The sequence below is a fragment of the Citrobacter sp. RHB35-C17 genome, from assembly GCF_013816795.1.
Classification (GTDB): Bacteria; Pseudomonadota; Gammaproteobacteria; order Enterobacterales; family Enterobacteriaceae; genus Citrobacter_A; species Citrobacter_A amalonaticus.
In genome coordinates this window covers 3,793,658-3,820,144 of the sequence record NZ_CP057150.1, presented here as the reverse complement: position 1 = coordinate 3,820,144, position 26,487 = coordinate 3,793,658, and the positions used below count along the sequence as shown (strand labels likewise).

Sequence of the window (26,487 nt, the reverse complement as noted above, 5' to 3'; positions counted from 1 at the left end):
TGAGAATAGCAATAATAAGTCATATAACCGCTTTAGAGGCGGGGGCTGGTATTTAGCCGTGAGCAGATTGATTCCCGTTAACCCGCAGGAATTGCATTAGTACGGGTATATTTGGCGGATGAGGGCGTGTGGCTGAAATTAGCCTGTCTTTAAGTGATGAAATGTTTTGCGACAAATAAAATGCGAGCGAGGGAATAATAACGCCTGAAACTACTCTTATTCATCTAAGGCGTTTATGCGTATCGTTCTGGTAATTACTGGAAATCACCTGGTCAGTACTTTCATCTGGCCGATCTCACATAGTGTATTGAGCCCCTTTGCATTATGCTGTTTCGACATTGAGTGAATGAAGATTTACGGATTAAGTAATTCCCAAAGGAAATTATATGAAGTCTATCGGTATTTTTTGCGGTTCATCTGAAGGCCATTCTTCGGTTTATATGCAGGCTGCGCGCGAAGCCGGAACCTATCTGGCTCAGGCCGGGCTGGGCATTGTTTATGGCGGTGGCCGGGTCGGATTGATGGGGGCCGTGGCGGATTCCGCCCTGCAACACGGCGGGCACGTGACGGGGGTGATGCCCGTGTCTTTGGTTGAACGTGAAATTGCGCATACCGGGCTGACTGATTTGCAGGTCGTTGAGAACATGCACCAGCGTAAAGATCGCATGGCGGCATTGTCTTCTGCTTTCATCGCCTTACCCGGCGGGGCAGGCACGTTGGAAGAGATTTTTGAGCAGTGGACGTGGGGACAATTAGGCATCCACCACAAGCCCTGTGCGTTTTATAACATGAACAATTTTTATCAACCGCTGCAGGTCATGGTACAGAAAATGGCCGATGAAGGTTTTATGAAGCAGAGCTACGTGGATATGCTGTTTTTCTCCGATTCGTTGCCGGAAATTGTTGAATATTTTTCGACATATACGCCGCCGACCTCCAAGTGGACCGTGACCCAGAAATAAGACGACTCATTGTGCTCCTGAAGAGCAGAGGATGACACCTGTCACTGACATGCCCCCGCCCAGGCTATGGCCTTCCGGGGGCATTTTTACGCCGGATTCATATCGATGGTTAAAAGGGTGCTTCCCCCCAGGAATATTCTTAATTTCACTTAGGCCAGATGCCCGTCGGGCAAAAAAAAGCCCAGAAAATGATCTCTTTTCTCTCTATATGTTGCCATTATGTTTATTTTAACCGTTGCCCCAGGGGATGTTGATACAGTTAATAAAAAAATGGCCGCGAATATTAATGTAGACTTTTATCTTACGGTGTTGGAGAAAATTCAGTGGTATTGCAATTGGTAACATAGAAAAATATTATTTTAATCACGGCTAACATGGCAGCGATGCAAGTTTTTATTAAAAGGCCATGTTTTGTCTTTGCCACATTACCACAGTAAGTAAAGCCTCGTATTATCACGACGGGATTGTGAATATTATCAGCAGGAGCATGCGAAGGGAGAAACGCCAGAACAATTTTTGTATTGGCGAAAGTAAACATTAATAATACGTTTAAATGAGCGAAATAATGAAGAGTCAAATTCGTATAGCCGCGTTTCTGGTCAGCGCAATGGCGTCTGGTGTCGCGCTGTCAGCGGTTTCTGGGGTGCAGGGGACCGGTGGTACAGTGGAATTTTCCGGTGAGATTGTCGACAGTTCCTGTAATGTCACTACGGGGTCAAAACATCCCACCGTGGATTTAGGTCGATGGGCAAAAACCTTTTTTACCGGTACAGGGGTGGAAACCACGAAAACGCCTTTTACCATCAGCGTAGATAATTGTCCGGCGTCGGTGAAAACGGTGGCCGTGTTATTTACGGGGGTGACAGATGCGAATAATCCCGCACTGCTGGCATTGAATTCCAGCTCCATCGCAACAGGTGTCGGTATCAAATTATATAACGCCGGTAGCGCGCCTACGCCAATTACGCTGGGCTCAGTGTCTGCCGCTGCGAATGTGGTATCAAATAAAGCCGACCTGAAATTTATGGCCGATTATGTTTCCACGACCACGAATGTGACAGCGGGCAGCGCTAACGGCACTGCTGACTTCCTGATGGTATACAACTGATCGACACTCTGAGCAGGCTTCCGGTCTGCTCAACTCTTTTTTCTTCTTTTCCTGATGGTCACACTTCATGAAACAGTTTATCGCCGCAATGACGGCATCGTTAATTCTGCTGAGCGCTACCGCGCAGGCAGGCATTGTCATGGGTGGAACCCGTGTTGTTTATCAGGAAGGGAAGCGCGAAGCCACCATGACGGTGACGAATGCCGATACGCAGACGCCGTATCTGGTGCAATCATGGGTGGAAAACGCGAACGCAGAGGATAAGCGGCCAGTGCCGTTCGTGGTCACGCCGCCGCTGTTTCGTCTTGAGCCAGAACAGCAAAACGTCCTGCGTATTACGTTTACGGGGGGCGCATTGCCTGCCGATCGGGAGTCCATGTTCTGGCTGAACATTAAAAGTATCGCCCCGACGCAAAAAGAGGACGCCAATAAACTGCAGATTAACGTGAAGTCTCGCTTCAAACTTTTTTATCGCCCGCAGGGGCTGAAAGGCGAGGCAAAAGACGCCTGGACACAGTTGACCTTTACCGTGCAGGGAAACCAACTGGTGGCGAACAACCCGACGCCGTATCACATCTCCTTGTTCTCCCTGACCGTGGGCGGCAAAGCGCTTGCCGAGCCGGGGATGATCGCCCCGTTGAGCACGCGTCGCTGGACGATCAACGGCAGCGGCCCGGTGACATGGCGGGCAATCAATGATTTTGGCGGCGTGACCGACTCCGCGCAACAGTGATGTCAGGCAACCTTCCCGTGAAAAAGAGAACCGTCCTGTTATCGGCGGACAGCGCGACGCTGCTGCTGACGATCATCCCTGGCGTTTTACTGCTGTTTTGCGATCAGCGTCAGGCGTGGGCGGATGACTATTTTGATCCTGCCGCGCTGGAATTACGCGATCCGCAACAGAAACTGGCGGACCTGCGCTATTTTGCCAAAGCGGGCGGACAGCAGCCCGGAACGTACCCGGTCAGTGTCTGGCTCAACGAACAGGAGGTCACACAGCAGAATGTGACGTTTGTCGAGGAGAATGGGCAACTGAAACCGGTGCTCACCCCTTCGCAACTGGCGGAATACGGGGTTAACGTCAGCGCGTTTACCGCCTTCAGTCAGTTGCCTGATGGAGGCACTTTCACCGATATCGAACGCTACATTCCCGATGCCCGCAGCCAGTTTGATTTCTCCACTCAGCGTCTGAACCTGAGCATTCCGCAGGCGGCGATGAACGTGCAAAGCCACGGTTATGTCGATCCCGCGCGTTGGGATGACGGCATTCCGGCCGCCTTCGTCGATTACACTTTTTCCGGCTCGCAGACCCGGCAGTCAACGGATGACGGGCGTTCCAGTTATCTGAACCTGCGCAGTGGCGTTAACCTCGGCGCATGGCGCCTGCGTAACATCTCGTCGATGCAGTACGATAAAACCCGACGCTGGGACTCGCAAAGTACTTACCTGCAGCGCGATATTGTCTCACTGAAAAGTCAGCTGCGGATGGGGGATACCTACACCCGTGGCGACGTCTTTGACAGCGTGCAATTTCGCGGTGTGCAACTGATGTCTGATGACGAAATGCAACCGGACAGCATGAACGGCTTTGCTCCGATTGTGCGCGGCGTGGCGCACAGTAATGCGAAAGTAACCATCGCGCAGCACGGCTATGTGATTTATGAAACCTACGTGTCGCCGGGGGCATTTGCCATTCAGGATCTCTATCCCACCGCCCAGAGCGGCGACCTGGAGGTCACTGTTAAAGAGAGCGATGGTTCTGAGCGGCGCTGGACACAGCCGTTTGCTGCGGTTCCATTTATGCTGCGTGAAGGACGCGCCAGATTCAGCCTGAGCGCCGGGCGCTACCACTCGACCTCGCAACGCAGTCGTTCGCCGACGTTTATGCAGGGAACGCTTTTTTATGGTCTGCCCGCTGAGTTCACCTTCTATGGCGGTTCGCAGCTGGCTGAAGATTATCATGCCGTCGCGGCAGGGCTGGGGCGTGGTTTTGGCCTGCTGGGCGCGCTGGGGTTGGATACGACCTGGGCGGCGACCACGACGCCTTCAGGTAAGCGTTATACCGGTCATTCGCTGCGCGCGCAGTACCAGAAAAGCGTTGCGCAAACGGGGACCTCGTTCAGTCTGGCCAGCTATCGTTACTCTTCCAGCGGATATTACGATTTTAGCGAAGCCGCGATGCTGGAAAGCCGCTACGGTCAGACATGGAGCAAACGCAGTCGCGAAGAGATTTCCGTTAATCAGGCGCTGGGAGGGGTGGGTACGCTTTCGCTGTCAGCGTATTCGCAGGACTACTGGCATAACGCGGATCGCGATCAAACCCTGCACGCCGGATTTTACAGTACCTGGAAGCGTGTTGCCTGGAGCGTCGGCTATTTCTACACCAAAACGACAGGACACAGCGCGCCGGATCGCTCATGGTCATTGAACGTCACGCTGCCGCTGGGCGGCGCGTGGTCAGACAGCACCGTAAGCTACAACACCTCTTCCGATAATCACGGCTACACCTCGCAACAGGTGGGGATATACGGTGCGCTGCCGCAGAACCAAAACCTCTACTATTCGGTACAGCAGGGGATTGCAAATCAGGGGCAGGGTAGCAACAGCAGCGCATCGCTGGACTATCACGGTGGATATGGGACGACGCAACTGGGGTATCGCCGCGATCGCGACAGCAGCCAGATGACCTGGGGGGCGTCTGGCGCTCTGGTGGTACATCCGCACGGCATCACGCTCGGACAGAACGTCGGTGACAGCTTCGCCATTGTTCGCGTGCCGGGCGCGGCAAACGTCGCGATTCAGAACGCAAACAATGTTCATACCGACTGGCGTGGTTATGCCGTGGTGCCCACGCTTACGCCCTATCACAAAAACGTGATCGCGCTGGATGCCCAAACGTTACCGGATGATGCGGATGTCGAGTTGCAGGGGGCGACGGTGATCCCTGGCGGCGGCGCAGTGGTGGAAGCACATTACCAGACGCATATCGGCAACCGCGTACTGTTCACGCTTCGCCGCAATCAGGATGTGGTGCCTTTTGGTGCCAGCGCCCGGCTGGTCGGTGATGGCGGTACCGCCAGCGCGATGGTGGCCGAACGCGGGCAGGTCTACCTGAGCGGGGTGCCGACGGCAGGCACTCTTGCGGTGAAATGGGACGACGCGGGCGTGAGCCGCCAGTGCGTACTGCATTTCCGGATAGCGGATGCACAGGACCGGAACCCGGTGAAAGAGGTGGCGGGACAATGTTTATGAATCATGAGGAACTGACGATGTCAGGGGTTTTTCGTCTTATTTGCGGGTTAATGCTGCTGGTAGCGAGCCTGTTTAGCCAGTACGTTCAGGCCGAAACCTGTCAGGGTAATACCGGACAAATGACCCTGAACTTTCAAAACATCAAATATCTGCCGACGCTGCGGGTCAATACTCAGATGAGCAGTATTATGCCGGTGAACGGTGGGGGGATTCGCTTTACCTGCGATCGGCAAGGGACGACATCGTCGTGGAAAAAAATCGTCTATCAGCAGTTGAATACCCAGGGTGGGCAGATAATTGACGGACATGCGGTGTTCAATTCGGCCTTGCCCGGGATCGGCTACTCACTCAGTTTCCAGTGCGACGGGGGGCCGATCCATTTCCTGGAGTCAGTGGGCAGTCGGTCGGTTACGGTTTGCGACAGCACAGAGAGCCCGTCGATGCTGACGCAACGGGAAGTGGAGGTGAAAGCGTGGGTGACCTTCTATAAAACCGCTGATATTCAACTGGTAAGTAATAACCATGCTTTCGCCAACACGCTGGCAAATGTCGGGAACCTGTCGATGACGTACCCGAATGCGGGGGGAAATGGCGATCAGGTCAGCAGGCCGGTGATTCTCGATCTTGCGGCGATGAACGTGGACATCGGCAGTCGCGGTAGCTGTAGCGTCACCCGCGCCAGTATTTTTGTCGATCTGGGCAAAGCGAACCGGAGCGATTTCAAAGGCCCGGGTACCTCTGGCGGTTCGGCGGTGCCGTTTAGCATCCCTGTGTATTGCGCTACGCCCACGGATATCCGTATTGGCTTCTTCGCGACCCCGGCGACGACCGGGGCGACGGATACGCTGGATATTACGCACTTTCCCGGTGGTGCGGACGGCGTCGGGATCCGGATCCGCTATGGCGATAATGGTGGTAACGGGCCGGTAAAGGGAACATCGGTGACGCTGAATGAGCCCGCAAATCTGCCAGTGGTACAGAAAGTTCCCGCTTCCAGCGCCGCAACGGCAGTGCCGGTCAATTTTATGGCACAGATGGTGCAGACAGGATCGACGGTCACCGCGGGACGGGCAAATGGCACTGCCACCTTTGTGCTGGAATATAACTAAGAAGCCATAAAAGCGTGCGGTAAGGGGTGAAAAATATTTACGTAGTGAATATAAAAACGTAGTTTCTTTATGGCTACCCAGGCGCCCGACGTGGGCAAGAACGGCAAGGAAGCAGGAGAACGGATGAAATTTATCGCCACCATTACCGGGCAACACATCGATTACGGTGATATTCGACCGGAGCATATTGTGATTGAAGATATTGCGGTCGCCCTTTCGCACCTCTGTCGCTTTGCCGGACATGTGCCTGAATTTTACAGTGTCGCCCAACACGGGGTTCTGTGCAGCCAGTTAACGCCACCTGAGTTCGCGCTTGAAGCGCTGCTGCACGATGCCGCTGAGGCCTATTGTCTGGATCTTCCCTCACCGTTAAAGCGCTTGCTTCCCGCGTACAAAGAGATTGAAGCACGGCTGGATAACGCCATTCGTCAGCGTTTCGATCTTCCTCTCACCCCGAGCAAGGTGATTAAACAGGTGGACCTGATGATGCTGGCAACCGAGCGGCGCGATCTCAATCTGGATCCCGGTAATGACTGGCCGATGCTGGCAGGGATCTCGCCCACGACGCGGTTGACCGTCACGCCACTGATGCCACGAGAGGCGTGCGCGCTTTTTTTATCCCGCTTTCAGGAACTGACAACCGGTTAAAGATGGTATGCCGTCACGGTTCGGCGCGTGCCGGTCAGTGAATCGAACACCTCGACATCTGACGCCAGAATCGGCATGCCTGACGCGCGGAGTCGCTGAATATCGGCGGCAATACGCTGGATCCCCAGCCAGAACAGCCCATCCAGGGCGTTAACCTGCAAACCACTCTCCAGTGCCAGGCGAAGCCGTTCCTCGGGATGCTTTGTCTGACTGGCAACCTGCTGATAGGGCGCCGTGGTAATGGTTTCCTCATCCATACGGCGGATACGCGACGACAGACGATAGCGAAAGGCATCGGGGACGCGACTGAGATCGGCATTGATGCTGTAAACCTGGCCACGGCGTTTATCATTAATCAGCACATTTTTCTGGGTGAGGGCAAATTCTTTCCGCAGCTTGTCGATCAGTTGCGGAGTACGGGTGAGGAGCAAACGGAAGGGCAGTTCAAAGCTGGTTACGTAATCGACATTAAGCAGCGCAATACGCAGTCGTTCTTCAACACCGGCATTTTCTTGTTGGCACTCCGCCAGAACCTCTTTCCATTGGCTGGCAATGCGCGGCGACTCGTTGATTTCAGTGAAATGATATTTTTCAATCAGGTAATCGATACGCCTGGTCATTTTTTTCCATCCCATCCGCCCGTTCGCTAATGGCACAACATAACATAGAGAAAGAGACAGAATACAGAGACAAACGAATAATTGTCTACTTAAGAGTGTTTAAGAAATTTAATTAAAATGCACATTATCAATAAGTTATAAATGTCACACCAGTTAAGACTATTTAATTGTATTATTCGTAAGCTTATCAATATAATTTTTTACATGTCTCGCTAAAGCTGGATATAGAAGAACGGAAACGACCTGTGAGTTAAATTATTAATACGGAAATAAAGCGATGGCGATATATATTATAAGTAATGATAACTATTTGCAGGAGGGTATTGTCTTATTGGCAAAAGAGGCCAACCTGGAAATCGTGAAAGAAACCATGCCTCATTTACCTGTTGAAAGACTCACATTCGACGATACCGTGATTTTGCATCTTAATTTGTTCAACAAATGTTGTGCTAAAGAAATCTCCAGACTCAACAAAAAATGTAAGTTGCTGGTTATACTGGACTCAGAGCGGAGTGCATTGGTCCTGGATGCCGATGTGATTGTCAGCGCACAGCAGTCTCTGCTATCGCTGATAATGATCATTACGCGTCTGGTCGGTATGGAAAAACGCCAGGCTATCAGGAATCATGTTCTCAATCGTGTTGAAAAAAGGATTATTTGTGAATCGCTGTTGGGTAAAGATATTAACCTGATTGCCGAATCATTGGCGCTACCGCCGAAACGGGTATACACCTATCGCAACCTTGCGTGTAAGAAATTAGGTGGGCACCGGGTTCACGATCTACTGCTGATCAAAGAGAATTTACTCGAAGAGAGTATGTTTCTTTAAAACGCGTCAGCCCTGTTGAGCACAGAGCTGACGGTTTTCTCCCGTTTATCGGGCGCAATAGAGCAGGGGACGTTTCCCGATGGTGAACAGGAACCCGTGAACACCCTGATTGAGAATGGAGTAACTCACATCTTTATCGGGGTAAACGTAAAAATCAGGCAGAATATCGGCTAGCAGATCATCCGGCAACGTTTCGATAATTTCGAACTTGTTGATTCTGCTTGAGTGTAAGTGATACGAATCCTGATTTTCTGTCCAGTTATAGGCCACATCTCGTCTGATGCGCCCTTTCAGTTTGTTATCTTCAATATAGGTTCCGCTGACGGCTACGATGCCGTTCTGGTTTTTCAGCGAATACATGTAGTTCAGCGTGATATTTGCGCGGGCGTTTTTATGAAACACCACCAGCGACATCGAACATTCCTGTTTATCGTAATGTTTTGACAATAAAAAATTGTATAACGCGCTGATGAGCACACCCGCGAGTAAAAATATGGCACTCATCGTTATGACTGTTCTTTTACTCACTTCCTACTCCACGAAAAGAGAGTGTAATACAACCTGGAATGGCTGATTTCAGGTAGTTCTGGCGGCAGACAAGAACCGCTAAGCCTGGCGACGTTTGTGATAGCGGGAAGTACACCCAGGGGTACTTTTCGCAATCGAGTCCAGAACCCAGAATCAGCGCCTTAAAGTGTGCAAAGCTGTTTTTGTTATCGTGGCTGTCATCTTTGGTATAGAAACGACAGCCTTTGTCTTGCTCGACGAAGGTGTAATCAGCGAAGAATGGCTTCGTATCGCTAAAGTGCCAGAAATAGTTCATGCCGATAGCGCCAATAAAAAATGCCGCTACCATGGCGAGAATGCTAACGAAGAGCGGCAATCTGCTGCTCTTACTTACCGTCATCGCACGGGCAGGAGGGGCGATTTCTTCTGGCGTAAGCGCGGGATCCGCCTCAGTGCGGTACTCCACATCCAGTTCATCTTCACCCTGCAGAGAATCAGGGGCCACTTCAGCCTCCTGAACCGCAGCAACGCGAGTAATTTTAACGCTTTTGTCGATTTGGAAACCTTTGCGCGGGACTGTGGCGACGAGGATCCGGTCAGTCTCGCCAACGGCGCGTAAGCCTCGACGGACAATAGAAATATTTTGGTAAAGGGTGTTGGCAGGCACCAGCATGCCTTCATCTTCCCATACCTTTTTAAAAAATTCCTGCTGAGTGACGACGTCCGGTGAAGCGTCAAGCAGCAAAAGCAGACAACGACTGGCAGGCGTTGTCAAAATCACGTTAATTTCTGGGTTAGTGACAGAAATTAACTTTTTACTGTCTGGTCTGAATTCAATATTATCGTTAATAATCCAGTACATATGGGTTCACGGTGTTCGAAAGTTATAAACAGTAGAGACTTAATTGTAGAAAATTCTGAACATACTATTACGTATAGTATAAATGAGTTCAGTAAGTCGTTTAATTTATGAAACTAATGTTTTTGTTCTGAAGTTTCACATAAGTGCATATAAAACAAAGCAATTTATTAACAAGGTCGGTGGATTCTGCCGCAATGAATAATCAGCTACTGTAATCATTTAAACATCCCAATGCCGCATTCCGGAGAAATTATGGCCTGATTATCAACAAAGTGGCGTTGAAATCTGTTTCAACGTCGTGATTTAAGATTCGGTATCAGACAGGTATACTTTTCTGTAACTCACTATTTTTAATGAGTATTCTTGAATAAAAACAGATTTTTTTAATGAGTCATTTGAAAGATTTATTATGCCGACCTGATGTTAAATAGTCAATTAGAGCGAATAACCTTAAATATCATTAAATGCATAATATAAAATCTTAAATGCCACTATAATTGGTTTTTTATGCTTAAACATAAGGAGCAGATGAGTATTTACTCATCTAACATTAAAGTGGTGGCGGGTGATATTCACGCGCTATGCTTAAGGGATAAACAAAAAATGAGGCAATGTCATGGATAAGCAACTTGAGGATGCGGGTTATCGCGTCTATACCGGTGAGAAAATCGATGTCTACTTCAATACAGCAATTTGTCAGCACTCTGGAAATTGTGTACGCGGTAGCGCCAGACTTTTCAATCTGAAACGTAAGCCGTGGATTATGCCTGATGAAGTGGATGTCTCAACGGTGATCAACGTTATCGATACTTGCCCAAGCGGGGCGCTACAATATCGTCGTAAATAAGCGAGGGGAAAATGGAAATACTGGAAGGTCACAATAAATTCTATGTCAATAATGATCAGGGGAATCAGGTCGCTGAAATTGTTTTTGTTCCAACCGGTGAGCATTTAAGCATTATTGAGCATACCGATGTCGATGCCAGCCTGAAAGGTCAGGGGGTCGGAAAACAGCTGGTGGCGAAAGTCGTGGAGAAAATGCGCCGCGAAAAACGCAAAGTTATTCCTCTTTGCCCGTTTGCCAAACACGAGTTTGATAAAACTCGCGAGTATGACGATATTCGGGCCTGAAATATGCCGGGCAAGGCGCGTAAGCCGTCCGCTACGGGAGACGCGAGACGGCTTTATTGTAATGCCACAGGGTACCCTGGTCGTTAATGACGTCATAGCGGACCGATGAACATGGTGCTCCTTGTCCCTGTAGCGGGACCGATACCGTCGTCAGCGGCGCAATCATGATGCCGCTTGCACTGCCGGACTCACAGCTTATTCCGGCCAGCGTGATATGCCACGGGGTGGGGTTGGTTAACTGCAACTGATTTTGCGCCCCGGCGTATATCACGTGCAGCTTCTCCGCATCGCTTTCCTTAAGCGCACCGACGCCTTTCGGGCGAATGAACACCTTCATGCGGATGCGTAACGGCAGAACCACTTTCTGCACCACCTGGGCGTCGGTCTGCGTCATGGGCGGGATCTGATACACGTTCAGCCAGTAAAGCGCTTCGCTATCGCGCGGCAGTACCGAGGTGTCGGTCAGTTGCAGCGTAATGCTGCGCAGTTCGCCGGGCTGCATTTTAAATACCGGCGGTAGTACGATGACGGGCGTCGTCTCCTCATTGGGCTGGCTCGAGGGATTACCCGTATCGGTCCAGACCTGAACCAGGGCTGGCTGCTGCGGGGAATTGATCAGCGCCAGCGAAGCGCTTTTGTCACCCGCATTAAAAATTACCCGGGTCACTTCGCTATTCACCACCGCATGAGCGGAGAACGGCAGAACGTTCAACAGCAACGCGCTACTGAAAACTAACCACCACCTGAAGTTGTGCATAAACCGATCCTGCTGTTATGGCTTCGCCTGGAATGGCTTCCAGCGAGGCGGTGAATTCCCCGTTATACAATTCGGTCGAACCGCTTGTTGAAGTTTTACTGGTTAAATCGGCATAGCCGTACCATCCTCCGGTGTTGCCCGTGGCGGTTGACGTCAGATTTGGCAGCAGGTTGATAGCGCTACCGCCCAGTTTTTCGCTGTAGATGCGAATGCCCACGCCGGACGCCACGCCGCTGACGCCATAGTGGTTATCGAGCAGCCAGGTCCAGGCTCCCGATCCGGTCTTAAGCCCTAACTGATTTGCCGCATTCGCCGCCGTCTGGTTATTCACCAGAAAACCCATCGCCACGTTCGCTTTGCTGGTTGTCGAGACCGCGGTGCCGGAAATCGCGCCGGTTTCGCATTCGACGGTAATGTTAAACGGGGTCTGCGCTGTGCCGCCGCCGCTCAGCTCACCGACGCTGATCGGCGGCAGACGGACAATAGCGGGATAGTCATCGATTCGACAGGCGGCGCCGCGCACAAAGTAACTCTGGCTGGTGAGCGTCCAGCCGCCAGGCCACTGCATGGCGCCCCAGCCGTCGTAGTTGGTTCTGCTGTCAGCACCGTCAAACAGCCCGGAGCTCATGCCGCCGCCGTGGAAGGCGATATAGCCAGCCGGCCCGGCGTAGGTATAACCATAGCGGTTTGAACCGTTCACCCCTTTTGATGCGTCATCAACCCGAAACAGCTCAACGAAAACATCGCTGAAGGCGCTGCCCGGGATGTAAATGTAGGTCCCATCATTGAACATCTCGTTTTCAGGGATGAGGCGTGTTTGCCAGTAGCGCGAATAGTATTGCCCGGTTTTCAGGTTTGTCAGTCTGAGCGCCACGTTTTTGACGTAGGTGTAGTAAGCGCCTTCAATCCCGGCAACCGCTTCTCTGCCGCCCCAGGCATCATCGCCGTTGGTGGCGTAATACTCATACACCTTGCCGATTTCGGCGACGTCGCAGCGAAAATAGATCTGATTGGCGTTGACGCCCTGGGTGCGACCATTAGGCACAAAGCTGGCCGTCGAACTGGCGAGCAGTGTGCCTTCCGTTTGAAATCCGGCGCCGCTGCTTAAGGTGATAACGCCAGGCAACCCCAGTTTGCCTTTGACTTCGCTATCGCCAACGCCTCCCCAGCTGGCGCCGATGTAACCGGCATCTTTCGCTGTCTGAGACAGATCGTTGGCAGAGGTTACCCTTTTACAGGCAGACCATGCCGGCTGTGCCAGTACGACGCCAACTAACAGCAGCGGGAAAAAAGAAGATAATTTCATAAGCCATCACTCCTGGCGGCAAGGTAGCGTAAGTTGGTACAGCGGCGCGTCGCGCGTCGTTGGCAATTGATACCAGACCTGGCACTGCTGGGCGGCGGTTTTACCCCACTTAACGAACAGCACGCCGGACTGAGCGGCGAGTCGGGCGTAGATTTGCCCGCCCTGGCCCATGATGCCCACGGCTTCGCCATTGCTGTCCGTGACGTCCGCGCCCATCGGTGGCTGGCTGCTATCGGGCAGAGTGGTGTTAATCAACGTTGCTTTCCCGTGAGTGGTCTTAAACGTTACGCGAGAAATTGCGCCCGCATAGGGGACCAGCCGCTTGCTGCCGCCCTGAAGTTCGACGTCATCGGCCATATTCTGGCTGTCGAGACTAATGGTGTTATAGCGGTAGGGCGTTAATGACGGGAGGATCGCGTAGCCGAAACGGTCCACCGTCGCGCCCTGCCCATTACGAATCTCGGCTCCGCGTGCACCGGGAGCCTCCACCAGTGCGAAGGTGTCGCTGGTATACGGACCGGCGGTAATCCCACCGCGATGGGCGACCAGCGTACCGGACATCCCCAGTCCATACTGCTGATAACTGTCGCCCCGGGAGGCATAAGCGCGGAAGGCGCCGACGGAGGTGCGATGTTCAATATTTCCGCCCCAGGTCGAGCTGTCGCCACTGTCGTTGTTGTGCTCAATGCCGCTGTAGAGCGCCCACGAGGTAGAACTCTTTTCACCCGTCGTCCCGCTCATCCCAACCGTGGCCGTCCGGCTGTCGCGACTGCGGTTCATGTCGAGGTTGATTTGCGAGCGGCTGGAACCAAAGTCGAATGGAATCGAAATCCCCAGCGATACGGTGTTTTCCGTGTATTTTCGCTGGTTTTCGTTATCAAAATCGCGATCGTTGACGCTGCTGAAGTAGCGGCTGGAGTAGGTACTCCGCTGGCGTGCGGCGCTGATATTGAAGCTGATGTCACGCCAGCTATTACTGTAACCGAGTTGCAACTGGGTGATGCGTGAGGCGTTATTATAGTAATCCGAGGTGCTGCCGGTAAAGCTCAGCATGCCCCAGTCACCCATCGGCTGGCTGACGGTCGCCGAGAAGTTGTTCCGCTGATTGAGCGTATCAGAGTAGTAGAGGGTGCCGTTTTTCTCCTGGCGACGTACGCCGAGTACGTCCTGCAGATCGCGATAGCCGCTGGTGGAATAGCGATAGGCCGCGAGGACCAGGTTGGTGCCGGTGGTGAAGGTTTTACTGTAGCTTGCCTCGACGCGCCAGCCTTGTTGTTTTTCGTTATTTTCTACATGAGCGCTGGAAAAAACCGTGTTCAAACCGAATGCGCCGACGGAGGTTGCCAGCACGCCGCCGGCGAGGAAGGCCTGATAATTATCTGCCAGTCGTGAACCCATGTTGGCCGTCAGCACGTTGCTCATCCCGCGCTGCAGTACACCTTCAATAAACTTATTTTCTACGCTGTAGTACTGACGAACGTAGCCCATCGCCAGTTCGTAATTCCAGTTACCGGGACGAATCGAGTCCGGTACGGCGGAATAGGGGACGGTGAAGCGCGAAACTTGTCCGTTTGCTTCAACGACATCCACCGTCAGATCGCCCTGGCCGCGGGTGTTGTACAGATCGTTAATCACGAAGGCGCCGGGCGCGACGGTAGTTTCGTAAATCACTTTTCCCTGCTGGCGTACAACCACACGGGCCGTCGTGGTGGCGACGCCGCGCACTTCCGGGGCATAGCCTCGTTTACCCTGTGGCCACATGCGTTGGTCAGTGCTGAGCTTGACGCCATTGAATGACAGATTGCCAAACAGACTGCTGTTGGTGTAGTTGTCGCCGAAGGCAATGATGCTGTCCAGTTGCGGTAAAGGCCGTTGTACCGAGGTGGCAACCGCATTGTATTTATAGTGTCTTCCCGTCTGATTGTCATCGGCGTAGCGCAGGTTGCCCTGATGGCGAACCTGCCACAGGCCAAGGTTGAAGCCAGCATTGATGTTGCTCCACAGATAGTCATAGCGCAGATGGCTGTCTGTGTTTTCGGTGTGGTAAAAGTTGGTATTGTGGCGCAGAAACAGCGCGGTTTCCCCGGCGTCCCATTCGGAGACCGGGATGAATCCTCGTGGCGAATGTAACAGCCCCGCCTGGGGAACCACCATGTTCAGGCGCAGCGAGCTTAAATCCACCTCCCAGCTGATTTTCGGGCCCAGAGCGTCGATCGGCAGACAGATGTTAGGGGTTACATTTTGCGTCGTACGTATGGCGCTGAGGGCAATCAGTTCCGGTGACAGGCAGGGTTGCACATCAGTTTTGTCGCCTTCGGGTTTGACCAGGGCGATCGATGCCTGGCGACGAATCAACTGGTTGTTAAGATATACGTCGAGCACATAGTCGCCTGTCGGAAGGGCGTTGTCCCGCTGATTAAAACGATCCAGATCCAGTGACTTACCAAAATCAGAACCCTGCAAAAGCGCCGGGTCAAAGTAGTATTCCGCACACGCCGTCGCCGGAACTAACGCCAGGCCGATCAGGGGCGCGACGACGGTGTTACAGCGGATAGTCGGCACTGATGCGTGCTCCCTGATCGTTGATCAAGGTAATGCGTACGCGCTGCGCGTCAGCGGTTCGCGGAAAGTGAAACGTTTCGCTGGCAAAAGGCGAGATCATGTCATTTTTAGGGTGCTGGATTTGCGACGACCCGCCAGGTTGCAGGGCCGCGACCGTAACGAAATAAGGCTGATTGTTCTTAATACTTATCGCCAGTTCTTTATTTCCGTTAATCCGTTTGACCTGCAGATTCTCCAGCATTTTTTGCGGATCGCCGACCAGTCCTGCCGGGCGATAAAAAAGTTTGACCCGATTGCGCAACATAATCAGCAGGCTATTTTGTTTTTCGGTTTGGCTCGCTGATTGTCCGGCATTGGCGGGAGGAATTTGCATGAAATTAAAATAGACCAGTGACTCCCGGTCCTGTGGTAATTTTTTCCCGTGAGTGTAAACAATACGAATGATTTGTCCTTCGCCTGGTTGAATGCGAAATGCCGGAGGCGTGGCAATAAACGGAACCTGCGCAGACTTTTCCGGGCCATCGGCCATATTACCGTTATCGAACCAGCTCTGGACAACATAAGGAATGGCATCTTTATTTTTTAGATGCACATCAGTCGATTTCGCCGCACCATCATAAATGATACGCGTTCCTGTCATCGTAATACTGGCATTGGCATGGCTACAGCATGCGACTAAAAAAAGAAACAGGCAGCCTGAAATAAGCGTGCGATGACGATGAGAGGTTCGCATAGTATTTTCCCTGAATGTGGATGGCGGGAGTACATTCCCGCCAGAACGACGTTTACTGATAAGAAACGGCGTATTGCAGTGAAGCCAGTACTGTACCGGTCGTGGCCGCGCCGGCGCTGTAATACTGGGCTTTATAGGTCGCGCTCGCTGAGGTCTGGTTAGCCGCGAGAGAGAGGTCGCCGGTGCCGGTAAAGGCGCTGCGGAAATCAATTTCGGCATCACTGGTATCGAGAATTTGGATCTCTACATTCGTCGCAGAACCTGTGCTGCCAAGGTTTCCGGTAGCAGAACTGATGTTGTTACCCACGAAGACCGTCGAGATCTGCACGCCAGAAGACGAGCCAGTACAGTTGCTCACACCGACATCAAATGTCGTTGCGCCAGCCACCTGATTGGCATTCAGTTCGGTAGCCGTCACGGTCGGCAGTAATACCACCGGAGAAGCATCAGAGCCATTTACCGATATTGAACAGGTCTCATCACTCACTTCGCCCATAAACGTAATGGTATTGTCAGAGGCCAGTGCATTCGTGGAAAAAAGCGCAGAAGCCATCAGCGCCGAAAGGAAGGCACGATTTAAGGTCATAATATAAAACTCCATTTTTTATCAGTCGTGTTGATTTACCCTGTGAGTCAGGGTTCTTCCATGCGCAGGGACATTTATCGTGATGGCTCTGTGCGGGAATGAAGACAAAATAAAATTATTGGTAATTTTCTTAAAGGTGAGTTTTTTTGCGCTGAGAATATCTTCAACACCATGATTTTATTCTCGTGGCGAGATTCATTTCACCCGAATGAATAAATTAATTTGTCTGTGAGGATATTAGCCGGAAAATTCCTGGAGAGGAAAATCGTTTAAAACGAACAGATGGAATACTCGTGATAGGTTGGGTCTATTGAAATCTGGAAATAGATCGGCTGTAACTTCTTTAGGAATTTTAGATTATTAGATGATTAATATTGAAGTGTTGAGCCGGACGTAAAACGTATTACGACTTAATTGATTGCCAGGTTAAGATAATTCACATTTAATGCATAAGGAAAAATGAATGATTAACCGTGCTAACCATTTTTATGATGCTATGCCGGGATAAGAATTTTATGTGATTACCTGTCTTCTTTTGGAAGCTAAGTAAGATGGGTTCCAATAATAGCGGGTTGTTTGACATCAAAAAATGGGAAAAAAATTTTTGCTCTGTAATTGATATTGAGATGCTTTCCTCATTTTCATCGCAATAAACAGTAAGAACCAGCCCTGAAAATGGTCACTGACAAGGGATTTTCAGCCCAACGTGGTGTGCCTTATGGTGATGCAAGGAAATATTTATCGAGAAAATAGTTGCAACTCGCAACTAAATGGATGGTTTTTTGGAAAGGGAAGTGAGCACAGCGGCAGGCGCTGTGCGTCAGAAATATGTGTTCAGGAGGTGTGAACAATCCCCATGTAGCCGTGAATTCCCATATACAGACCGACCAGACCGATCAGCAGGCTGGAAAAATAAGGCGCTTTTCTTGCCAGTGCATTGAATCCACTCCAGCGTTTAGCGACCTGATGGACGCTGACTGCTGCGCCCACGCCGACGGTCACCAGCGTAATCGCCAGCCCCAGGCTAAAGCCGAGCACCATTGTTGCGCCGAGCGTGAAGGCCTTTAACTGGATACAAATCAGCAGTACGGTAATCGCGGCTGGACAGGGGATCAGTCCGCCGGTCAGACCGAACAATAAGATTTGCCCATTGGTCACCTCTTTGTCGTGAAAGCGGCGTTGAATATCGCTGGCATGCGCGCGTTCATGGGCATCCTGATATGCTTTCGACCCCTCAGTCAGTCCCGCCAGATCGCAGTGGTCATGATGATGGTCGTGATCGTGGTGTTCGTGGTGTTCGTGGTGGTCATGATGATCGTGATGCGCATGATCATGGTGGTTATGGTGGTGATCATGCTGCGTGGCGGTGAGCCAGTTTCGCTCACCCTGCCATGTCCGCCGGAACATCCAGGTTGCGGTGCCCAGAATAATAAACGCGGAAATCAGTTGCAGCCAGGGCTCCACAGATTCTGCGGTAAACGCCCGACTGATGTACATGCCACCGAGGGCGATCAGCCAGACCACGGCGGTATGGGAGAGCGTTGCCGCCAGTCCCAGCATCACCGCCTGCTTAATGGTTCCTTTAATGGCGATGATAAATGCTGCCATCATCGTTTTCGAGTGACCGGGTTCCAGTCCATGCAGCACGCCGAGAAGAATCGCGCTGGGAATGAAAAACCACGCGTTACCTTGCTGAAGAAGTGTTGAAAATTCACCCATGATAATGATTCTTAGTTGCTTGTCTTTGCCCGATTCTACTCCCCCCCAGTACTAAATACTACCCCCCAGTAGATACATAATGCTATAATTCACCACGTTTTATGTTAAGGAGGTGTTGCGATGTCACACACAATCCGGGATAAACAGAAGCTTAAAGCCCGAACCAGCAAAATTCAGGGGCAGGTGGTTGCGCTGAAAAAAATGCTCGATGAACCCCATGAGTGCGCCGCTGTGTTGCAACAGATCGCCGCAATACGCGGAGCCGTGAATGGTTTAATGCGAGAAGTGATTAAAGGGCATCTGACCGAGCATATCGTCCATCAGAGTGATGAAGAGAAGCGGGAAGAAGATCTGGACGTGGTACTGAAAGTTCTGGACTCCTATATAAAATAGTCGGGAACGCTGTCCCGACTCGGTGTCTTAGCAATACACGACCGCCTGATTCCGTTGGGCAATATAGCGCTCAACGTGCTTATAGCCACTGATCGATTCCAGTGCATGCAGCAGGCAGCAAACCGCCCGGGCATTCGTCCGATCGGCTTCGTCTTCACTATGACTTTGCAACGCCTCTTCACACAACCTGCGAACAGCAGGCGGGAAGGCGAGTTTTTGCAGAGAGCACTCCAGCTCACCGAAAGCTATCTCAGCACGGGCCGTAAACAGTGATAACAGTACTGCACTCAGCGCGCGCGTTTCTTCTTCGTAGTATCCCACTTTATAATCCTTGTCCATTTCGTTCCCTGTTGTCGGACTCATCTGCGTCTTTGCAAATGCACTGCTGTACCATCCATCTCTTTGAGCAACAGCGGATAAGACGACTTATCGCCAGAAACCGCATGAGAGTGAATAAACAACGAATTGATTCGTCCACCCATTCTTTTTTCAATTCGTTGCTTGTAGGCGTAGATGCTGCGGATATCCATGTTCAACAGTTGAGCGATCTGGTGCGGATTACTGCCTGCAACCATGTGGCCCAGAATGGTGAACTCCATCTGCGTCAACGTATTCCCCTTGGTGAACGACAAATGCCGTCCGATAAACACCTGCCTGATCTTCTCATTGGCGACATCCAGTCCGTCATCATGGTAAATGATAGCGGAAACAGCAGGATGATTTTTGCGCCAGTAGTTGGCGAGCGACTGCATGTTGCGATCGCTGATCAAAATAATGCCCATGCGGGTGCTTGCGAGATATTCTATCCACTCTTTATCCAAAAACAGGCGTAAAAAGCTAATAGAGAAATCCACAAAAATATAACCACTAAGTCTGGCGTTGTGATTGTGATTTAAAATACCTTCAATGACCCCTTTATTAAAATAAATGCTTTCTTCTGGCCACATGCAAAAACAGGCATTGGCGCAATACTGTAAGCGGGGTGATTTTTCGGGCATTATTTTACAATGCAAGGTACAACTGCTGCATGTCAAATTCTTTAATTTAACGTCCAGCCCCATATTGAGAGCCTCCCTATCCGTAGATGATTTCATAATTTCATCCGTTTTAAAACATGTCAATACTCTACAAAATGCAACTTTGATAGAGAGGAAATCCGAAATTTTATTTATTGCTATTATTCTTAATCACGAATTTTTTAAGGGTTTTCCCTCTGTATCAATTCAGGTTTCTGGCGGGGTCATTGTTCCGTTGAGGAAGCATGAAAAAAAGCCTCCAGGAATTTTGTAACAACCACCAGGAAAATCTATATTGCAAAAATGTTTAAGTTTTATCGCTAAATGGCATTAATGGCAAAAAGTTGATCTTATGTTAAATTCTCTGAAAAAATTGTAACAATGCTATTGTCTTTTATTAAGTAATGCTATTTATCTGTTTGTCCGCTTTTTAAACGTGAAACTATAATAATGAGTGCTGAGTGATAACGCACCTAAAATGGTCTTAATTAAGAACACCTGATCTTTTTCAGATTGAAGTGTATTGATTTATAAGAATTTTTGTTTGTAGGTTATGAGCGTCCAAACATATCTATTATATATTTAGTGATCTCTGTATAAGATTTTTGTAGCATGACATTCATCATGTAAATGCGAGAACGCACACAGTGTTTGAGAAGTACACACACACTACAGTATACACAATTAATAACCTGGTTGACTTTCACCCGGGTGACAGAAGTCTGACGAATAAAAATACGCAAAAAACTGTCATTCTTCAAAATCCTGCGAGTTTCATCCTTTTATATCTCCTTACAAATTGTGGGGTTGTTATTCCGCAAGCCCAGCTCGTAAAGATTGGCTGGGGTGATAAAAACACTATCACCTCCGTCAATACGTTATATCAGACGGTGCTCATGCTCAGAAATGCATTATCGGAGGTTGGGTTGCCGCGCGACCTGATTAGAACCGTCGCCCGGCGGGGTATGATGATCACCGCAGAGATTCAACGTACGGAGACGGAATCGGTTGAAAATGTGGAAGAGGGCGAAAGCAGGGAGGAGCCTGTATGGCCTGCTCTGACAGCGGTAGCGCTTAAATTACGGCCTTCAAGAACAACACTAAAGATGGGGGCTATTTTACTGTCGGCATTGCTGATCGGTGTCAGCGTTTCTTTTGGCTTTTTATATCCGACGGCCGAATCGCTGTTCTCTTCCTATGCCATTGTTGACTCTGTCTCCTTTTCATCCTGTACCCTGTTAATGAAAAGCAAAAGTACCTTTAATACTCGCTATACGGTATTCCTGACGAGACACCCGGATATCTGTCAGAATCATAACTATGTCTATCTCTCGGGAATGAGCAGCGCGAAGAATATTGCGGCAATTGCTTGTCAGTTGGATATAAGGGAACATCCTCTAACAAAATGTACGACCTGGTATTCAATTAATGATAAAAACTAAAATAGTTATCTTCATTGTATTGGTGGTAATAGTAACCCTGGCCGGTGTGGGGTTCTGGTATGCACATAAAAGCAAAAATAATATTGATTGCGAGGGGCGTGTGGTATGGGAAATTAATAATGAGGAGTTTCGGGGAGATGTAGCCTATCAAATGCAAAATAATCAGGGGATCGTCACGATTACCGGTGATTTGCATACGCCGCAAAATAAAAAATTTAAAATTAGCCGGATTGTGTATTTCACCTATTATAAGGTTCGTGACAACTATATTATCAGCACCAATAACCTCGTGCGGTTTCCGAGCGACAATTTAGAGGTGAACAAAGGATACCGTTCGTTGCCTGCGCTTTATCTCACTGAGCGCGCTTCTTTCTCGCTATCGATTAAACGCTATCGGGAAGGGTGGGCCTTTACGACGGTAGGCGCCCCCTCGTTGTTATGCCGCAGTAGTGAGTAAACGGCCCGGACGAGCCGTTTACGCCAGTATTAGCCAAGGAACATCACGGACACGCACAGCAGGCCGACAATCAGGGTGACCAGATTGCCGAACGAACGGTGCGGTTTTAACGCCGGGATCAGGTATGTCGACAGGGTCGGCATAATGAACAAAATCATGGCAATGAGCGGCCCGCTGATGGCGTAAATCATCGAGATCGCATTCGGATTGATGCAGCAGATAATAAAGGTGATGGTCGATACCATCATGATCGACAGGGCGCGGTTAAAGGCCCGGCTTTTCTTCACCCCAACCTGTTGCAGACCAGTTTTGACCACCTCGGTTGCCCCTTCGATGACGCCAAAGTAGGTGCCGAGAAAGGATTTCGACATCGCCACCACGGCGACGATGATACCTGAAATCGAGAGCCACGCCGGGGCGGCAGGCATCATGGATAAGGCCGAAAGAATGGTGACACCTTCATTTTTAGCGGCTTCGATGTACGATGTCGGAATCGACAGCAGGCAGCTAAAGACGAAGAACAGCACGCTTAAGCAGATGATAAGATACGCTACCTTCATGATTTTTTTGCATTTACCCATGGCCAGCTCACCATATTTCTCACGTCTGTCGATGGCAAACGTAGAGATAATAGGCGTATGGCTAAAAGCAAAAACCATCACCGGAATTGATATCCATACCTGATGCAGCGTGTGCTGATCGAACGCCATTTGTCCGGTAAGCAAAGAGGGTTGCCAACTGCCGGTCAGATATAGCGAGAGAAACAGGAAGTAAGCGATCAGCGGGAACACCAAAAAGCCCATCACTCGTATGGTCGCATGGCGGCCCATCAGGAAAATCAGGTTCAGGATCAATACCACGCCAAGGCTGACTCCCATGCGGATGCCGAGGCTAATCTCAAGATAGCGGGCGAGCTGTTCTGTCAGGGAGTTGGTGATGGCGACGGCATAAATCAGAACCACCACGAAAAAGGCAATAAAGTACAGCGTGGTAATCAGGCTGCCGATCTTCTTACCGTAATAGTGCGTCACTGCACCGGTGATCCCTTCTCCCGCAGAGGTTTTCGACGAGAGAATGAACTGACATAACGCTTTATGCGGCCAGTATGTGAGAGGCCAGGCGACCAGAGCGGTGACAAACAGGACAATCGCGCCCGCGGAGCCTAGCTGGATGGGGAGAAACAGGGTTCCTGCGCCCACGGCAGTTCCATATAACGCAAAGCTCCAGAGCGTCTCTTCTTTTGACCAAATTTTAGACATTTCTTGAACGTATCAACTATAAAATAAACAAAAAGAAGCGCAATTTACCATAAATGAGCGGGTGGGCGTGAGGACTGAACGGGAGAAGGGGGGCAACAGGTTTTGCCGGAACCGCGTGGATTCCGGCAAAAGTGTGAGTTATCAGGCAGTCACGCGCGGTTCGCGACGCCTCACAAAGCGTACGCGCAACGTGTCATAAGCCCAGTTATAGAACATGGTGTAGGGCAGGAAGAACAGGAAGAAGCCGATCTCCAGCGTAAAGGCCTGTATCAGGCTAACGTTCAGTACATACGCCACGATACTCACGCCGATGACGATAAAGCCGCTTTCAAACCCCAGCGCGTGAAACGCACGCACTTTCGCCGTTCGTGTCACCAGATGTGAAGGCCAGAAACGGTCAAACAGCGCGTTGTAGATGATGTTCCAGATCATCGCCGTGGTCGCCAGCAGGATCGTCAGTCCGCCCATTTTCAGCACCGATCGTTGCATCAACCAGGCCGTGGTGGGAGCCAGGATCGCCGTAGCGATCCCTTCAAAACAGACGGCGTGAAAGACACGCTCCAGTAATGAACGACGTTGAACTGCATTGTGTTGCATAACTTACCTATCTTGAAAACGCCCGGATAACGGAATAGGGGGAATTTTATCGTTTTATGTGATATCTAAAAGATAGTATCCATCGATAAAGTAGATAGTTCATGCGTTACTCACCTGAAGCCTTAACCGCATTTGTCGAGACCGTTTCCTGTGGCTCTTTCTCGGCGGCGGCACGCAGACTGCGGAAAAGTCAGTCCACCATTAGCACGGCGATCGCTCACCTTGAAGCCGATCTTGGCGTTTCGCTTTTTGACCGCTCTTCGCGTCAGCCGTTGCTAACGGAAGAAGGCAAGAAAGTACTTGGTTACGTTCAGGCGATTCTGTCGGCCAGCGAACGTCTCGATGAGGTGGCGCTTTCGCTGGCTGGCGAAACCGAAGCGCGTCTGACGTTTGTGCTCTCCGACACGTTACACCCCGACGTGCTGGAGGAACTGATGGTGCAGTTTGATCGCCAGTTTCCACATACCGAATTTGAATGTCTGATTGGTGAGGATGTGGACGTTATCGATCTGCTGCAAAAAGAGCGGGCGCAGGTTGGTTTGATTGAAGCCAGAGACCACTATCCCACCGATATCGGTGCGACGCGCTTGCCGATGCAAACGTGGATGGGACTTTACGTTGCCGCGTCCCATCCGCTGGCGAAAGAGAAGAAACTGCAATGGGATCAACTGCATACCTGGCGTGAATTGCGCCTTAACACCTATATCGACCATGGTGCCCAGCTTGCCCGCGGCCCGGTCTGGTCTGCGCCGAACTATTTGTTGTTGTTGAGTATGGCGGTACAGGGGTTTGGCTGGTGCGCGCTTCCGTGTGCACTGGTGGAGGAGTTCGCGGCGGAAAAACCGCTGGTGCAACTGGCTGTCCCGGGATGGCCGAAAGCGATCGCCATCGATCTGCTCTGGAACAAAAAATCCCCGCCCGGTGTGGCAGGGAGTTGGCTGAGATACCATTTACAGCAAGGCAGTGTCCCGGGCAGAGAGGCGTGATAACGATTTCCTTTGTGATAAAACTCACCTTTCTTAAACAATCAGGATAACTATTTTTAACAATCCTCTACTATTGCGGTGTTATTTTGCGCTGAGGTCGTAATGAAAGAGGTGGTGATCGTCGGGGCGTTGCGTACGCCAATTGGTTGTTTTCAGGGGACGCTGGCGCGTCATTCTGCCGTTGAACTGGGCAGTATGGTGGTCAAAGCGTTGATTGAAGGCAGCGGCGTGAATGCGCATGCCGTTGATGAAGTGATCCTCGGACAGGTGTTGACGGCGGGGGCGGGACAAAACCCGGCGCGTCAGTCAGCGATCAAAGGGGGATTACCGAACACGGTTTCTGCTATCACCATTAACGACGTCTGCGGCTCGGGGCTGAAAGCGCTGCATCTTGCCACGCAGGCGATCCAGTGCGGTGAAGCGGATATTGTGATTGCCGGTGGGCAAGAGAACATGAGCCGTGCGCCACATGTACTCACCGACAGCCGAACCGGCGCGCAACTGGGCAACAGCCAGCTCGTCGACAGCCTGGTACACGACGGCCTGTGGGATGCCTTCAATGATTATCATATGGGTGTGACCGCAGAGAATCTGGCGCGTGAATATGGCATCAGCCGGGAACTGCAGGATGCGTATGCGCTCAGTTCACAGCAAAAGGCACGCGCGGCCATCGATGCTGGTCGCTTTAAAGCGGAAATCGTCCCGGTCACCACCCAGCGTAATGGGCAAACCGTGATCATTGATACCGATGAGCAGCCGCGTACGGATGCCAGCGCAGAAGGCCTGGCGCGTCTGGATCCGGCGTTTGAACTGCAGGGGTCGGTAACCGCCGGCAATGCCTCTTCTATAAACGATGGCGCGGCAGCGGTAATGATGATGAGCGAGTCCAAAGCGCTGGAGTTGAACCTGCCTGTGCTGGCGCGCATCCGCGCCTTTGCCAGCGTCGGCGTGGATCCTGCGTTGATGGGGATCGCCCCCGTGTATGCCACTCGCCGTTGTCTGGAGCGGGTCGGCTGGCAACTGGCCGATGTGGATCTCATTGAAGCAAATGAGGCGTTTGCCGCCCAGGCGCTTTCGGTTGGCAAAATGCTGGAATGGGACGAGCGACGGGTGAACGTCAACGGCGGCGCGATTGCCCTTGGCCACCCGATTGGCGCTTCCGGCTGTCGTATTCTGGTTTCTCTGGTTCACGAAATGGTCAAACGTAATGCCCGCAAAGGTCTGGCAACGCTGTGCATTGGCGGCGGGCAAGGCGTGGCGTTAGCCATTGAGCGCGATTAACGACTCTTTTTTCTCCTCTTCACTCCCCCCGTTATGCCGCACGATAATCGTGGCGGCATGGCTGCGTTTTGTTTCTCCTTCCTTCTGATTTTCGCGTTAAGCGAATGAACTGACAGCCGTTTACCCGCAAGTCAGGGCGTCGAAAACTCAGGGGTAACGCCTATTTCCTTGTTTTTCTATACCATTTTCCTCCTGCTCTTAATCACGGAATGAATCGATCGTGATCGGAATTACACTTTTGATAATAAGATGCAGAAAAAGTGAAACGATGTTTTATTTGTAATTGAAAACGGTTCCCCGGAAGACTATCATGGGCGCATAACGTAAAACGGAACAGCGTTTCGCTCTCCGTTGAGGGATTCCCG

27 protein-coding genes are annotated in these 26,487 nt (G+C 51.0%); 14 read left to right on the top strand and 13 right to left on the bottom strand.

The annotated features are described in order from the left end of the window. Positions 1–386 precede the first annotated feature (386 nt). The 6 genes from HVZ37_RS18235 (at position 387) to HVZ37_RS18210 (ending at position 7,079) form a co-directional block, all read left to right on the top strand. Positions 387–962 carry a TIGR00730 family Rossman fold protein gene (locus HVZ37_RS18235; protein WP_044254122.1) on the top strand — a complete coding sequence of 192 codons (576 nt, stop codon included), beginning with the start codon at positions 387–389 and terminating at the stop codon, positions 960–962. Positions 963–1,527: 565 nt separating this feature from the next. Next, complete coding sequence (locus HVZ37_RS18230) at positions 1,528–2,070, top strand: fimbrial protein (RefSeq protein ID WP_042999437.1); 543 nt, start codon at positions 1,528–1,530, stop codon at positions 2,068–2,070. A gap of 67 nt (positions 2,071–2,137) precedes the next feature. Further along, positions 2,138–2,803, top strand: coding sequence for a molecular chaperone (locus HVZ37_RS18225; RefSeq protein WP_042999438.1), 666 nt, complete (start codon positions 2,138–2,140; stop codon positions 2,801–2,803). A 59-nt stretch (positions 2,804–2,862) separates the two neighbouring features. Then, positions 2,863–5,322 carry a fimbria/pilus outer membrane usher protein gene (locus HVZ37_RS18220; protein WP_249418387.1) on the top strand — a complete coding sequence of 820 codons (2,460 nt, stop codon included), beginning with the start codon at positions 2,863–2,865 and terminating at the stop codon, positions 5,320–5,322. Positions 5,323–5,339: 17 nt separating this feature from the next. Further along, complete coding sequence (locus HVZ37_RS18215; RefSeq protein ID WP_043001827.1) at positions 5,340–6,431, top strand: fimbrial protein; 1,092 nt, start codon at positions 5,340–5,342, stop codon at positions 6,429–6,431. Positions 6,432–6,554: 123 nt separating this feature from the next. Next, positions 6,555–7,079 carry an HD family hydrolase gene (locus tag HVZ37_RS18210; RefSeq protein WP_181627846.1) on the top strand — a complete coding sequence of 175 codons (525 nt, stop codon included), beginning with the start codon at positions 6,555–6,557 and terminating at the stop codon, positions 7,077–7,079. Here HVZ37_RS18210 and HVZ37_RS18205 read toward each other — a convergent pair. Next, a complete protein-coding gene (locus HVZ37_RS18205; RefSeq protein ID WP_042999441.1) occupies positions 7,076–7,699 on the bottom strand; it encodes a hypothetical protein in 624 nt (207 codons plus the stop codon). The two genes, HVZ37_RS18210 and HVZ37_RS18205, sit on opposite strands and share 4 nt — an antisense overlap. Before the next feature lie 277 nt (positions 7,700–7,976). Between HVZ37_RS18205 and HVZ37_RS18200 the strand changes: the two genes are divergently transcribed. After that, entirely contained in the window at positions 7,977–8,528 is a 552-nt protein-coding gene (locus HVZ37_RS18200) for a hypothetical protein (protein WP_044264319.1), read from the top strand. Between the two features lie 45 nt (positions 8,529–8,573). Here HVZ37_RS18200 and HVZ37_RS18195 read toward each other — a convergent pair whose 3' ends face one another. Next, positions 8,574–8,942, bottom strand: a complete 369-nt coding sequence (locus HVZ37_RS18195; RefSeq protein ID WP_224267557.1) for a hypothetical protein — start codon at positions 8,940–8,942, stop codon at positions 8,574–8,576. A gap of 106 nt (positions 8,943–9,048) precedes the next feature. Next, positions 9,049–9,897 carry a transcriptional regulator gene (locus tag HVZ37_RS18190; protein WP_181627844.1) on the bottom strand — a complete coding sequence of 283 codons (849 nt, stop codon included), beginning with the start codon at positions 9,895–9,897 and terminating at the stop codon, positions 9,049–9,051. Between the two features lie 616 nt (positions 9,898–10,513). On the opposite strand from HVZ37_RS18190, the gene yjdI reads away from it, so the two are divergent. Then, positions 10,514–10,744 carry a 4Fe-4S mono-cluster protein YjdI gene (gene yjdI / locus HVZ37_RS18185; RefSeq protein ID WP_042999445.1) on the top strand — a complete coding sequence of 77 codons (231 nt, stop codon included), beginning with the start codon at positions 10,514–10,516 and terminating at the stop codon, positions 10,742–10,744. 11 nt (positions 10,745–10,755) lie between these two features. Beyond that, positions 10,756–11,028: a GNAT family N-acetyltransferase gene (locus tag HVZ37_RS18180; RefSeq protein WP_042999446.1), complete on the top strand. Its 273-nt coding sequence runs from the start codon at positions 10,756–10,758 to the stop codon at positions 11,026–11,028. 31 nt (positions 11,029–11,059) lie between these two features. Here HVZ37_RS18180 and HVZ37_RS18175 read toward each other — a convergent pair whose 3' ends face one another. The 6 genes from HVZ37_RS18175 to HVZ37_RS18150 all read right to left on the bottom strand — a co-directional run bounded on the left by HVZ37_RS18175 (position 11,060) and on the right by HVZ37_RS18150 (position 18,691). Continuing rightward, positions 11,060–11,785: a fimbria/pilus periplasmic chaperone gene (locus tag HVZ37_RS18175; RefSeq protein WP_181627843.1), complete on the bottom strand. Its 726-nt coding sequence runs from the start codon at positions 11,783–11,785 to the stop codon at positions 11,060–11,062. Beyond that, positions 11,751–13,091, bottom strand: a complete 1,341-nt coding sequence (gene stbD / locus HVZ37_RS18170) for a fimbrial usher protein StbD (protein WP_181627842.1) — start codon at positions 13,089–13,091, stop codon at positions 11,751–11,753. Before stbD ends, HVZ37_RS18175 begins: the two co-directional genes overlap by 35 nt. A 6-nt stretch (positions 13,092–13,097) precedes the next feature. Beyond that, positions 13,098–15,653, bottom strand: coding sequence for a fimbrial outer membrane usher protein (locus HVZ37_RS18165; RefSeq protein ID WP_181627841.1), 2,556 nt, complete (start codon positions 15,651–15,653; stop codon positions 13,098–13,100). Continuing rightward, positions 15,634–16,386 carry a fimbria/pilus periplasmic chaperone gene (locus tag HVZ37_RS18160; RefSeq protein ID WP_054176836.1) on the bottom strand — a complete coding sequence of 251 codons (753 nt, stop codon included), beginning with the start codon at positions 16,384–16,386 and terminating at the stop codon, positions 15,634–15,636. The genes HVZ37_RS18165 and HVZ37_RS18160 overlap by 20 nt, the downstream gene beginning before the upstream one ends. Positions 16,387–16,438: 52 nt before the next feature. Then, positions 16,439–16,972 carry a fimbrial protein gene (locus tag HVZ37_RS18155; RefSeq protein ID WP_043001829.1) on the bottom strand — a complete coding sequence of 178 codons (534 nt, stop codon included), beginning with the start codon at positions 16,970–16,972 and terminating at the stop codon, positions 16,439–16,441. Positions 16,973–17,806: 834 nt separating this feature from the next. Beyond that, a complete protein-coding gene (locus HVZ37_RS18150) occupies positions 17,807–18,691 on the bottom strand; it encodes a nickel/cobalt efflux protein RcnA (protein WP_181627840.1) in 885 nt (294 codons plus the stop codon). A gap of 120 nt (positions 18,692–18,811) precedes the next feature. Between HVZ37_RS18150 and rcnR the strand changes: the two genes are divergently transcribed. Then, entirely contained in the window at positions 18,812–19,084 is a 273-nt protein-coding gene (gene rcnR, locus HVZ37_RS18145) for a Ni(II)/Co(II)-binding transcriptional repressor RcnR (protein WP_042999451.1), read from the top strand. 27 nt (positions 19,085–19,111) lie between these two features. Here the strand turns inward: rcnR and HVZ37_RS18140 are convergent, their stop codons facing one another. Beyond that, positions 19,112–19,423: a hypothetical protein gene (locus tag HVZ37_RS18140; RefSeq protein WP_042999452.1), complete on the bottom strand. Its 312-nt coding sequence runs from the start codon at positions 19,421–19,423 to the stop codon at positions 19,112–19,114. Positions 19,424–19,443: 20 nt separating this feature from the next. Beyond that, positions 19,444–20,145, bottom strand: coding sequence for a hypothetical protein (locus HVZ37_RS18135; protein WP_043001830.1), 702 nt, complete (start codon positions 20,143–20,145; stop codon positions 19,444–19,446). Between the two features lie 602 nt (positions 20,146–20,747). On the opposite strand from HVZ37_RS18135, the gene HVZ37_RS18130 reads away from it, so the two are divergent. Beyond that, positions 20,748–21,542, top strand: coding sequence for a winged helix-turn-helix domain-containing protein (locus tag HVZ37_RS18130; RefSeq protein ID WP_044264308.1), 795 nt, complete (start codon positions 20,748–20,750; stop codon positions 21,540–21,542). Further along, entirely contained in the window at positions 21,529–21,999 is a 471-nt protein-coding gene (locus HVZ37_RS18125) for a hypothetical protein (RefSeq protein ID WP_044254160.1), read from the top strand. Before HVZ37_RS18130 ends, HVZ37_RS18125 begins: the two co-directional genes overlap by 14 nt. A gap of 29 nt (positions 22,000–22,028) precedes the next feature. On the opposite strand, the gene HVZ37_RS18120 is transcribed toward HVZ37_RS18125, so the two are convergent. Beyond that, entirely contained in the window at positions 22,029–23,258 is a 1,230-nt protein-coding gene (locus tag HVZ37_RS18120) for an amino acid permease (protein ID WP_044254163.1), read from the bottom strand. Positions 23,259–23,399: 141 nt separating this feature from the next. Beyond that, positions 23,400–23,855 carry a multidrug/biocide efflux PACE transporter gene (locus HVZ37_RS18115; RefSeq protein WP_181627839.1) on the bottom strand — a complete coding sequence of 152 codons (456 nt, stop codon included), beginning with the start codon at positions 23,853–23,855 and terminating at the stop codon, positions 23,400–23,402. 101 nt (positions 23,856–23,956) lie between these two features. Between HVZ37_RS18115 and HVZ37_RS18110 the strand changes: the two genes are divergently transcribed. Together HVZ37_RS18110 and HVZ37_RS18105 are read left to right on the top strand one after the other, a co-directional pair. Further along, a complete protein-coding gene (locus HVZ37_RS18110; protein ID WP_181627838.1) occupies positions 23,957–24,841 on the top strand; it encodes a LysR family transcriptional regulator in 885 nt (294 codons plus the stop codon). Between the two features lie 102 nt (positions 24,842–24,943). Continuing rightward, positions 24,944–26,122 carry an acetyl-CoA C-acetyltransferase gene (locus HVZ37_RS18105; protein ID WP_042999458.1) on the top strand — a complete coding sequence of 393 codons (1,179 nt, stop codon included), beginning with the start codon at positions 24,944–24,946 and terminating at the stop codon, positions 26,120–26,122. The last annotated feature ends 365 nt before the right edge of the window (positions 26,123–26,487 follow it).